The sequence below is a fragment of the Bradyrhizobium quebecense genome (assembly GCF_013373795.3).
GTDB lineage: Bacteria > Pseudomonadota > Alphaproteobacteria > Rhizobiales > Xanthobacteraceae > Bradyrhizobium > Bradyrhizobium quebecense.
Window position 1 is genome coordinate 2359652 of sequence record NZ_CP088022.1, and the last position, 11431, is coordinate 2371082.

Genomic DNA, 11431 nt, shown 5'->3' on the forward strand with positions numbered 1-11431 from the left:
CCACAAAGTTCCAAACTATTTCGGGGTATCGGACGGCTGGCCGGCGAGATACTGCTCCAGCCAGTGGATGTGATAATCGCCCTCGATGATATCGGGCTCGCGCACCAGTGCGCGGAACAGCGGCAGCGTCGTCTCGATGCCGTCGACCACCATCTCGTCCAGCGCCCGGCGCAGGCGCATCAGGCATTCGCCGCGTGTCTTGCCGTGCACAATCAGCTTGCCGACCAGCGAGTCGTAATAGGGCGGAATCACGTAGCCCTGATAGACGGCGGAATCGATCCGCACGCCGAGACCGCCAGGCGCATGGAATTGCGTGATCCGTCCGGGCGAGGGACGGAAGGTCTGCGGGTTCTCCGCATTGATGCGGCACTCGATGGCGTGGCCGATGATCGCGATGTCGCTCTGCTTGGCCGGAAGCTCGCCGCCGGCGGCAATCCGGATCTGCTCGAGCACCAGATCGATGTCGGTGATGCTTTCGGTGACGGGATGCTCGACCTGGATGCGCGTGTTCATTTCGATGAAATAGAACTCGCCGTCCTCGTAGAGGAATTCGATGGTGCCGACGCCGAGATACTTCATGTCCCGCATCGCCTTGGCGCAGGTCTCGCCGATCCTGGCGCGCGCGGCCGCCCCAAGCACGGGCGAGGGGCCTTCCTCCCAGACCTTCTGGTGACGGCGCTGCAGCGAGCAGTCACGCTCGCCGAGATGGATGGCGCCGCCGCGGCCGTCGCCGAGAATCTGGATCTCGATGTGGCGCGGCTTCTGCAGGTATTTCTCCAGGTAGACCGAGGCGTCGCCGAATGCCGACTTGGCCTCATTGGCCGCGGTCGTCAGCGCTAGCGCGAGGTCGGCCTCGGTGTGGGCGACCTTCATGCCACGGCCGCCGCCGCCGGCCGCTGCCTTCACCAGCACCGGGAAGCCGATCTCCCTGGCGATCGCCATGGCATCGTCGTCCGCCGTCACTGCGCCGTCCGAGCCGGGCACCACGGGGATGCCGAGGCGCTTGGCGGTCTTCTTGGCTTCGATCTTGTCGCCCATCAGGCGGATGTGCTCGGCCTTCGGCCCGATGAAACCCAGATTGTGGTCGGCGAGGATCTCGGCGAAGCGGGCATTCTCGGACAGGAAGCCGTAGCCGGGATGCACGGCGTCGGCGCCGGTGATCTCGCAGGCGGCCAGCAGCGCCGGGATGTTGAGATAGGAATCCTTCGACGGCGGCGGCCCGATGCAGACGCTCTCGTCGGCGAGGCGCACATGCATGGCGTCGGCGTCGGCGGTCGAATGCACCGCGACGGTGGAGATGCCGAGCTCCTTGCACGCCCGGAGCACGCGAAGCGCGATCTCGCCGCGATTGGCTATGAGGATCTTGTCGAACATCGCAGCGCCTGACGTTGACGGAAGCTATTCAATGATGACGAGCGGCTCGCCGAATTCGACCGGCTGGCCGTCCTCGACGAGGATCTGCGTCACGGTGCCCGCGCGCGGCGACGGAATCTGGTTCATCGTCTTCATCGCCTCGATGATCAGAAGGGTCTGGCCGGCCGTGACCTTGGTGCCGACTTCAATGAACGGCTTGGCGCCAGGTTCCGGAGCCCAATAGGCGGTGCCGACCATCGGCGAGGGCACGACACCCGGGTGCTTTGCCATGTCGGTGGCGGCAGCCGGCACTGCCACCGGGGCGGCAACCGCATGCACGGCTGATGGCACGGAGGCGGCGATGCTGATATTGCGCGCGACCCGGACGCGCAGGCCGGCGCGCTCGATCTCGATCTCGGTGAGGTTGGTCTCAGCAAGCAGCAGCGCGAGCTCGCGAATGAGAACGCTGTCGTCGTTCTTGGAGTCGTTCTTGGGCTTTGCGGCTGATTTGTCGTCTGGCTGGCGCGCCATGTTGTTTGATCCGAAATCTCTGTCTGGTGACGGGGAACGTCAGGATTGACGATTAAGTCTTTGCCTTCGCACCGATCCTGGTGGCGAGGCCGATGATCGCAAGCCGGTAGCCGTCGATGCCGAAGCCGCAAAGTGACGCGAAGGCGGCTTTAGCAGTGAACGAGTGGTCCCGGAAGCTCTCGCGGGCGTGGATGTTGCTGACATGGACCTCGACGGCGGGGATCTTGACCGCAACCAGTGCGTCATGCAGCGCGATCGAGGTATGAGAGTAGCCGCCGGCGTTGATGATGATGCCGACCGCCTTCTTGGTGTGGGCCTCATGGATGAAGTCGATCAGTTCGCCCTCGCGGTTGGACTGCCGGCAATCGGCGGTCAACCCGAACTGGCGCGCGGTGTCCGCGCACAGCTTCTCGACGTCGGCGAGGGTGGCATGGCCGTACGTCTCCGGCTCGCGCGTCCCCAACAGGTTGAGGTTCGGGCCGTTCAGCACATAGATCGTTCCGGCAGCAGCCATTTCCATGGGTTCCGAAGGGGAAAGTGGGCCGGGTTATAGGTAACAACCGGCCGCAGGGGAAGTCTTTAGGTGAAATCGGAACGTCTTCAACAGCTTCCTCCGCTCTGTTAGATAGCTGCCGTAACCTACGGAAATTGCTGATTAACCAAATCTGGCGGAAGTCGCCCCTCGGCTTTGCTCCGGCCAGCCATCCACCGGCGACTGCGGGGTGCAGCCGCATGCAAAACCCCGCCCCTGAGGGGCGGGGTTGAGATCGAGGCGAGGGCCCGTCAAGGCACCCTCGCGCCGAGGCCGAGGTCAGCCCTCGATGATGTAGACGATCTCGTGGGTCTCCGGCTGCACGATGATGTAGCGGCCGTGGACCAGGATGAACTCGTAACCGCGCCACTGCGGGTAGATCGTTACCACGCGCTCCGGCACCGGATAGAAGTGCACGTCAGCCGGGACGCGGGTGCCGACCGCCACGTTGAAGTTCACGTTGGTGGTTTCGGTCACATGCTCCGACCTGATCGCGGTCGAGATCTGGGTGCGCTTCTCGGCCGGCGGAGCCGCGGTGGCCGACGTTGCCGCGTTGCCGGTCGTGGTCTGGGTGCGGCTCGTGTCGTTGGTCTGGGCGCGGTTGGTGTCGGTCGGGCTCTTGGTCTGAGCGTTCTGGTTGGTGGTGGCGCCGTTCTTCTCACGGCTCTCGGCGGCGTTGTTCATCTTGCCGCTCTTGTCATGCTCCTCGGCCCTCATGTTGCCGCTCTTGTCGCGGCCTTCGGCCTTCATGTCCTTCGAGCCTTCCTTGGCGCCCTTGGTCGCATCGTTCTCCGAGCTCATCCCCTTCGACTTCTGCGTATTCTCCTGGGCGCCCTTGGTGGCCGGGCCGGACTTTTCGGACTCGGCGCCCTTCATGCCCGATGCGTCATCCTTCATGCCTGAAGAAGACTGACCGGTCGTGGAGTGCTCGGAACCCTTCATGCCGCCGGTATCGCGCTGCATGGTGCCCGACGATGCGCCACCGGACGGTGCGCTGTGCTGCACGGTCGCGCCGCCGCCGGCCCCGGTCTCCTTGTTGGCGCCGCCAGCGCCCTGTGCATTCGCGAAACCGGTACCGGCGATCAGGGCCGCCGCAGCGACCGAAATCAGAAAGCGGTTAGTCATCATATTCCTCCTCGTTATTCAGCATTGCCCGCGCCGACAACGGGAGAGGATGTGCGATGTTCCTGTTGATTTGCGGTTCCTTGCAGTTTGTTTCTTGTGTGAATGCGCGATGAACAATTTGCGTTTCAACCGCAGGCCCAGTCGAACTCCATGCTCGCAAGATCGAGCTGGCCGTTGCCGCCGCCGAAATTGAACCCGCCGAAATGCTCTTCGATCTCGAGATAGGTCGCGCTGTATTTCGGCGTCCACTGGTTCGGAAACATCGTGCCGCCGAGATGGTTGCGGCCGCGCAACCGCTCAAGACCGCGTGCACTGCCTTGCTCGCCATAGGGTGCGACGTAGTCGCCGAGCTCGCCCTTGTGCAGCAGATGATCGCGCGGCGGCTTGCCGATATTGGGATCGTCGTCGCGCGGCGCGAGGCCGATGCCGTAGGCGTGGTGCCCGGCCTCGGGGATGCCGCCGAACAGGCGGTACCAGTATGTCTTCTCTAGCTCGTCGGTGCGGGTGCGGCCGACGTTGACGTCGAACGCCGTGCGCGCCGCGCCCTTCACGAGCCAGCGCGGAGGCAAATTGGCTTCCAGCAACGGATTGCCGGCAAGCTCCGGCGGCCGGCACAGCGGTCCTGCGAACTCGGTCTCCGTGAACCAGATCGCCGCGAAATTGTGGTCGATGATGTCCTTCATCCGAAACTCCATCGGATGACGGTTCTGCCGATAGGCGAAGTACGGCAGCAGATTGGGATCGGATGGACGCGCGATGGTCTCTGCCGCGAGATATTGCGCGACCGCGTCGATCTCGACGGGTTCGTCATATTGCTGATCGGCGAACATGGCGAGCGCGACATAGGCGTCACCCTTGGCGCGATACTGCGCCGGGACGCGCAGCGTGAAGCAGTGCTGCATCGGAAAGCCGTCATGGGGACTGAGCGGCCATTGCTCGGTGCGAATGCCCGGTGGCAGGCCGTAGCACCAGCCATGATCGTGGTCGGTGCCACGCTGTGGCGCTGTCTTCAGGAGCGTGAGATCGTAGCCAAGGGTTGGTGGAGCAAGGGTTGGCGGGGCCAGGGGCATGGCGCGCGGCTTCCGTTGTTGGTGATGCCCCTTGGTTGCGGCCAGCGCGGAAGCGGTTCGGTGCCGCAAATAAAAAATCCGGCTGCCAGGCAGCCGGATTTTTCTGGATGGATGAGCGCTGTCGAAGCGACGATCAGCAGGTCGCCTTGCCGCAGCGGGCAAGGCCGATCTTCTCCTTGAGACCGTCGACACCGACCGCGCCGATCACGACCTGCTTGCCGATCACGTAGCTCGGCGTGCCGTTCATGCCCATGGATTCGGCGAGGCGGAAATTCTCCTCGATGGTCGCCTTCACCTCGGGGCTTGCCATGTCCTTCTCGAGCTTGGTCATGTCGAGACCGACCTCCTTGGCGACCGCCAGCGCGCGCGCCTTGTCGGCGGCGCCGCGGCCGCCGAGCAGCTTCTGGTGAAACTCGAGATACTTCTTGCCGGTCGGATCCTGCATGCGCACGGCGACCGCGACCTGCGCGGCCTCGACCGAGCCCTGGCTCAGCACCGGGAATTCCTTCAGCACGACCTTCAGCTTCGGATCCGACTTCATCAGGTCGAGCATGTCGGACATCGCGCGCTTGCAGTAGCCGCAATTGTAATCGAAGAACTCGACGAAGGTGACGTCGCCGTCCTTGTTGCCGAGCATGACGCCGCGCGGCGAGTTGAAGATCGTGTCCGCGTTCTTGGCGACGCTCTGCTCGTGCTTCTCGGCTTCGGCGGCGGCCTGCCGCTTGCTGAGCTCGTTCATCGCCTCCTCGAGCACCTCGGGGTGCGCGATCAGGTAGTTGCGCACGATGGTCTCGATGTCGCCGCGCTGGGTGTCGTTGAAGCTCTGCGCGGACGCCGTCAGCGGCGCGGCGCAAATGCCGAGCGCGAGCAGGGCAGGGGCGAGAAAACGAAGCGCTGGCATGGCAAAATCCTTGTTCGAGGTGGCCCGAAATACGGCAGGGCCGCGGGCCGGTTTCGGTGATCGTTGTATGGAACTACGGTTTATTTCTAGTTGTTTTTCTGACCCGGCATCGGCTTGGCGCTCACAATGTCGTCAGCTTTGACCCAGCCGGGCGTGCCGATCGCAAACCGCGTCTTGGCGCGCGACGCCAGTTCGCGGGCGGTCTTGTTGTCGCCGCGGAGATAGGCGGCCTGCGCCGAGGCAAGGTCGGCCTGGGCATAGTCGCCCTTGCGGCCATAGGCCATCGCGAGCTGGGTATAGCCGAGCGGCGCCTCGGGCTCGCGCGCCACGGCGGCGCGCAGCATGTTGATCGCATCGTCGGTGTAGGCCTTGTTGTCGGAGGCGACCAGCGCCTGGCCGAGCAGCATCTCGATCAGCGGCGAGCTGCCGGAGAGCTGCACCGCGCGGCGCAACGGCGCGATGGCCTCCGCCGGCCGGCCGCCTTCGAGCAGCGCCTGGCCGCGCAATTCGTAGAAATAGGGATTGTTGGGCTGGACCTGGATCAAGCCGTCGATCTGCGCGATCGCCGAACGCAGATCGCCGTGCAGATAGGTGGTGATCGCGCGCGCATAACGCGCCGGCAGGCTGGTGTTGGACAGCGGATAGCGGCGGTAAACGGTGTCCTGACGCTCCATGAAGCCCGAGATCTTGGCGCGCATCATGTCGTGACGCAGCTGCAGCGCCGGATCGTCCTTCTTGTCCCAATAGGGGCTCGATCGCGCCAGGTCCTCCAGCGCGGAGACGCGGTCGACTGGCATCGGGTGCGATTGCAGATAGGGGTCGGCACCGCGCGCGGCGAACAGGCTCTCGTCGGTGAAGCGCTTGAACGTCTCGTACATGCCCTTGGCGGACTGGCCGGTCGCGTTCAGGAACTTGACGCCGGCGCGGTCGGCGTTTTCCTCCTGCTGGCGCTGATAGGAGAGCAGCGTGCGCTGAATGACCGACTGCGGCGCCGAGATCGCAGCGGCGCCGGCGCTGGAGAGGCCGTTCCCAACGCCGCCGCCCGCAGCGCCTGCGGCCAACGCACCGACGCCGAGCAGCATCGCGATGATCATCTGGGTCTGCGCCTGCGCGAGCTGCTCGCGCATCTTGGCAAGATGACCGCCGGCCAGATGGCCGGTTTCATGCGCCAGCACGCCGATGATCTGGTTCGGCGTCTCCGATTGCAGCAGCGCGCCGTAATTGACGAAGATGCGGCGGCCGTCGGCAACGAAGGCGTTGAACGAGCCCTCGTTGATGATCACGATCTGGATGTTCTGCTTCTCGAGACCGGCGGCGCGCAGGATCGGCCTGGTATATTCGCGCAGCAGCTGCTCGGACTCGGTGTCGCGCAGCACCGGCGGGCCCTTCTGCTGGGCCCGCGCAGGGACGACGGGGCCAACGGCGAGTGCAACCGCGGTCAGCAATGCGGTGAACTTGAACGCAGAAGGCTTGAGGGTCCTGGCGCGAAGCGCGTGGCGAAACAGCATGGGCGATCTATCGGCGATGTCTGGCCGCGCCGCGGCAAGGTCCGGTTCCCGACCCGGAAGGATCAGGCGCGTGGCACAGTCTGTTGTTTTTGCAGTTCTTCTTCACGCGAACCGGGTATGCACTTGGCCTGAAAGCGTTATAAGGAGCCACCGAATGCGGCCAGTCTGGGGCGGTCGCCGGTATCGGAACCCGAATTCGGCAGCGGCCGTGCAATAGCAGAAATCCATGCGTGAAGCGACAGCGAGAGACCGTGTGAGCAGCCTTTTGACAGCGTCCGGCCGGAGCGATGTTCCACCGTTCATGGTGATGGACGTGATGGCCGCGGCGGCGCGAATCGAGGCCGCGGGCGGCCATGTCATCCACATGGAGGTGGGGCAGCCCGCCGAGGGTGCGCCGAAGCCGGCGGTCGCAGCCGCACAGGCCGCGCTTGGCGGCGGGCGGATCGACTACACCTCGGCGCTCGGCATTCCCAGTCTGCGCGCGCGCATCGCCCGGCACTACCGCGACACGTATAACTGTGCGGTCGATGCTGAGCGCATCATCGTCACCACGGGCTCGTCGGGCGGGTTCATCCTGGCGTTTCTTGCGATGTTCGAGCCGGGCGACCGGGTCGCCGTCACCGTGCCGGGCTATCCGCCTTACCGGCACATCCTGACCGCGCTCGGCTGCGAGCCGGTGCTGATCGAGACCTCCGGCGACACCCGTCATGCGCTGACCGGGGAGGCGCTGCTGGCCGCCCATCGCAAGGCGCCGCTGAAGGGCGTGCTGGTCGGCAGCCCTGCGAATCCGACCGGCACGATGATGTCGCGCGAGGCGCTGTTGAACCTGATGGCCGCCGCCGACAGCGCGGGCATCCGCTTCATCTCCGACGAGATCTATCACGGCCTCGACTACGCATTTCCTGCGGTGACGGCGGCGGAACTGTCGCCGAACGCGCTCGTGATCAACTCGTTCTCGAAGTACTTCTGCATGACCGGCTGGCGCGTCGGCTGGATGGTGGAGCCCGACGTGCTGGTGCGGCCGATCGAGCGGCTGCAGCAGAACCTGTCGATTTCGGTGCCGACCTTGTCGCAGATCGCCGCCGAGGCGGCCTTCGAGGGTCGCGAGGAGATGGAGGCGATCAAGCGCGGCTATCAGGAGAACCGCCGCATCCTGATCGAAGGCCTGCCCAAGGCCGGGCTGACCAAGTTCCTGCCGGCCGACGGCGCGTTCTATCTCTACGCCGACGTCTCCGACTTCACCGCCGACAGCTTCGCCTTCGCCAGCGAGATGCTCGAGAAGGCGCATGTCGCAGCGACCCCGGGCATCGATTTCGATCCGATCCACGGCCGCGCCTTCATCCGATTTTCCTATGCGCGTTCCGCGGCGGAGATGCAGGAAGCAGTTGCGCGGATCGCGCATTGGCTTAAATAGCCCGCAATCTTCGAGAGCCCTCGGTCTTGTCGGTTGGATCGGTCTCGCAAGCGCTGGCCCCGGTTTCGGCGGAGCAGCACGCGACAGATCGCCGCGGATAAACGGCAGGGCCGACACAGTTCCATTTGACTTGAACGGCCAAGTTGATCTTGGCTATTTCCGCCATTTCTGAGGGGGAGTGACACATGGCAGCGGCAACCGTTGCCACGGCTTCACCGGCGTCTGCCGGTAGCAAGCCGTGGTACAAGATTCTCTACGTCCAGGTTCTGATCGCGATCGTGCTCGGCGCGCTAGTCGGCTGGTTGTGGCCCGGCATTGCCACCAACGAGTGGATCAAGGCGCTCGGCGACGGCTTCATCAAGCTGATCAAGATGGTGATCGCGCCGATCATCTTCTGCACCGTGGTGTCCGGCATCGCCCACATCCAGGATGCCAAGAAGGTCGGCCGCATCGGCGTCAAGGCGCTGGTCTATTTCGAGGTGGTCTCGACCTTCGCGCTGGTGATCGGATTGCTCATCGGCAATATCGTGAAGCCGGGCGCGGGCTTCGGCAATGCGGCGGCGAACGCGCAGGCGGTTGCCGGCTATGCCAAGCAGGCGGAGGCGCAGAAGAGCGTCGACTTCGTGCTGCACATCATTCCGGACACCGTGGTGGGCGCCTTCGCGCAGGGCGAGATCCTGCAGGTGCTGCTGTTCTCGGTGCTGTTCGGCTTTGCGATCATGGGCCTCGGCGAGCGCGGCCACACCATCCGCTCGTTCATCGACGACGCTGCGCATGCGGTGTTCGGCGTGATCTCGATCGTGATGCGGGCGGCGCCGATCGGTGCGTTCGGCGCGATGGCCTTTACCATCGGCAAGTTCGGCACCGGCGCGATCCTCAATCTGATGGGGCTGATTGCGACGTTCTATCTGACCGCCGCGCTGTTCGTCCTCGTGGTGCTCGGCATCATCGCGCGGATCGCCGGGTTCTCGATCTTCAGGTTCCTGGCCTACATCAAGGACGAGCTCCTGATCGTGCTCGGCACCTCGTCCTCCGAGAGCGCGCTGCCGTCATTGATGGAGAAGCTCGAACGTCTCGGCTGCTCGAAGTCGGTGGTCGGTCTCGTGGTGCCCACGGGCTATTCGTTCAACCTCGACGGCACCAACATCTACATGACGCTGGCGACGTTGTTCATCGCGCAGGCGCTGGGCTACGATCTCTCGTTCAGCCAGCAGCTCACGATCCTGGTGGTGGCGATGCTGACCTCGAAGGGTGCCTCCGGCATCACCGGCGCGGGGTTCATCACGCTGGCGGCGACCCTTGCGGTGGTCGATCCGCGGCTGGTGCCGGGCATGGCGATCGTGCTCGGCATCGACAAGTTCATGAGCGAATGCCGCGCGCTGACCAATCTGTGCGGCAACGGCGTCGCCTGCGTGATCGTCGCCTGGTGGGAGGGCGAACTCGACCGCGACAAGCTCAATGCCAACCTTTCCCGGCAGATCGACCCGACCGACATGGAGACCGCGCTGACGACGGACTGATCCAACATGAACTTGGATCGAAGAGCTTTGGCGACGAGCTCGCTTCACCTCTCCCCATTGGGGAGAGGTCGATTTGCGAAGCAAATCGGGTGAGGGGACGCAGCTCTCACGAGAGACCGTAACGCCTCGCCCGGCGCTACGCGCCGACCTCTCCCAAGGGAGAGGTGAACCTCCGCTGCCGATCCAATTCGACCTGATCTCGTCACGCTTTAGAACCGGTCCAGCCGATACGGCGAGGTGTCCACGGAGGATGCCTCGCCGTTCATCGTTTCGGCCAGCACCCGTGCCGTCGCCGGGCCGAGCGTAAAGCCCTGATGGCCGTGACCGAAATTCACCCATAGCCCGCGATGGCGCGGCGCAGGCCCGAGCACCGGCAGCATGTCGGTAGTGCAGGGGCGGGTGCCGAACCACGGCTCGGGCTCGACACGGCCGCCGATCTCGATCAGCTCGCGTGCGGCCGCCTCGGCATGGCCAAGCTGGATCGGCGTCGCCGGCGCATCCGGACTGGTCAGCTCTGCGCCGGTCGTGATGCGGATCCCCTTGGCCATGGGCGCCATCGCATATCCATTCGCTGTGTCGACCAGCGGCAGGTCGAGCGAGCGGCCGCCCTGATAGTGCATATGGTAGCCGCGCTTGCGCACCAGCGGGATCCGGTAGCCGAACTTGCGCAGCAATTGCGGTGACCACGGCCCGAGCGTCACGACGACATGGGCGGCATCGATCCGGCCGCCGGTGGTGTCGACCGACCAGCCGGTTGCGGTCTCCGTCAGCGTCTGCGCGTCGCCGCGCAGCAGCGTTCCGCCGAGACGCTCGAACAATCCGGCATAGGCCGAAACCAGACCGCCGGGGTCCGACACGGTCCAGGGCCCGAGCCAGTGAATGGCACCGGGGAGGTCGTCGCGCAGCAATGGCTCCGCCTTGGCGAGCTCGCTGCCGTCAAGCACGCGAAACTGCACGCCGAAATCACGCCGGTTCTCTTCGGCGACTGCGATCGCCTGCTCCAGGGCCGCCGGGTCGCGATGCAGCAGGCGATAGCCGGCGCGGCGGATCAGATTGTCGGCATGCGCATCGCGGATCAGCGTGTCGTGCTCGGCCGCGGCGTAGGCGATCAGGCGCGCCCAGGCGATGGTGGCTTCGCGGTGCCGCTCGGGCGTCGAGTTCCACCAATAGCGCAGCAGCGGACCGGCGTGCCGGGGCAACGATGCCAGGCGATAGCGTACGTCGTTGGTGCGCCCCATCGCGATCCTGGCGAGCGTGGCCGGATCGCGCGGCATCGGATAGGGCCGCACCGCCTCGCTCTGAATGATGCCGGCATTGCCGTAGCTGGTTTCGCGGCCCGGTTCCTTGCGGTCGACGAGCGTCACCGACCAGCCGCGGCGTTGCAGGTGCAGCGCCGTGCTGACACCCACCATGCCGCCGCCAAGAACGATCGCGCTTTGCATTGGGATCCGTCTCCGTCAGGCTCCGTCACGCCGCG

10 protein-coding genes are annotated in these 11431 nt (G+C 65.1%); 2 read left to right on the plus strand and 8 right to left on the minus strand.

All coding sequences use genetic code 11. The features are described 5' to 3' along the window. Nucleotides 1–15: 15 nt before the first annotated feature. The 7 genes from accC to HU230_RS11125 form a co-directional block, all read right to left on the minus strand. A complete protein-coding gene (accC, locus tag HU230_RS11095; RefSeq protein ID WP_176531644.1) occupies nucleotides 16–1374 on the minus strand; it encodes an acetyl-CoA carboxylase biotin carboxylase subunit in 1359 nt (452 codons plus the stop codon). A 24-nt stretch (nucleotides 1375–1398) separates the two neighbouring features. After that, nucleotides 1399–1884, minus strand: coding sequence for an acetyl-CoA carboxylase biotin carboxyl carrier protein (gene accB, locus HU230_RS11100; RefSeq protein WP_176531643.1), 486 nt, complete (start codon nucleotides 1882–1884; stop codon nucleotides 1399–1401). Between the two features lie 52 nt (nucleotides 1885–1936). Next, complete coding sequence (aroQ, locus tag HU230_RS11105) at nucleotides 1937–2398, minus strand: type II 3-dehydroquinate dehydratase (RefSeq protein ID WP_176531642.1); 462 nt, start codon at nucleotides 2396–2398, stop codon at nucleotides 1937–1939. A 297-nt stretch (nucleotides 2399–2695) separates the two neighbouring features. Continuing rightward, complete coding sequence (locus tag HU230_RS11110; protein ID WP_176531641.1) at nucleotides 2696–3541, minus strand: DUF1236 domain-containing protein; 846 nt, start codon at nucleotides 3539–3541, stop codon at nucleotides 2696–2698. A gap of 125 nt (nucleotides 3542–3666) precedes the next feature. Beyond that, nucleotides 3667–4611, minus strand: a complete 945-nt coding sequence (locus HU230_RS11115; protein ID WP_176531640.1) for a hypothetical protein — start codon at nucleotides 4609–4611, stop codon at nucleotides 3667–3669. Nucleotides 4612–4744: 133 nt separating this feature from the next. Continuing rightward, on the minus strand, nucleotides 4745–5512 hold the full coding sequence (locus HU230_RS11120) for a DsbA family protein (protein WP_176531639.1): 768 nt from the start codon (nucleotides 5510–5512) through the stop codon (nucleotides 4745–4747). Between the two features lie 86 nt (nucleotides 5513–5598). Beyond that, entirely contained in the window at nucleotides 5599–7020 is a 1422-nt protein-coding gene (locus HU230_RS11125) for a M48 family metalloprotease (RefSeq protein WP_176531638.1), read from the minus strand. Nucleotides 7021–7246: 226 nt separating this feature from the next. Here HU230_RS11125 and HU230_RS11130 point away from each other — a divergent pair, with 226 nt between their 5' ends. Both HU230_RS11130 and HU230_RS11135 read left to right on the plus strand, forming a co-directional pair. Then, nucleotides 7247–8434 carry a pyridoxal phosphate-dependent aminotransferase gene (locus HU230_RS11130; protein WP_176531637.1) on the plus strand — a complete coding sequence of 396 codons (1188 nt, stop codon included), beginning with the start codon at nucleotides 7247–7249 and terminating at the stop codon, nucleotides 8432–8434. A 185-nt stretch (nucleotides 8435–8619) separates the two neighbouring features. Next, nucleotides 8620–9954 carry a dicarboxylate/amino acid:cation symporter gene (locus HU230_RS11135; RefSeq protein ID WP_176531636.1) on the plus strand — a complete coding sequence of 445 codons (1335 nt, stop codon included), beginning with the start codon at nucleotides 8620–8622 and terminating at the stop codon, nucleotides 9952–9954. Nucleotides 9955–10163: 209 nt separating this feature from the next. Here HU230_RS11135 and HU230_RS11140 read toward each other — a convergent pair whose 3' ends face one another. Then, nucleotides 10164–11396 (minus strand): NAD(P)/FAD-dependent oxidoreductase, encoded by a 1233-nt coding sequence (locus HU230_RS11140; RefSeq protein ID WP_176531635.1) that lies wholly within the window; start codon nucleotides 11394–11396, stop codon nucleotides 10164–10166. Between the last annotated feature and the right edge of the window lie 35 nt (nucleotides 11397–11431).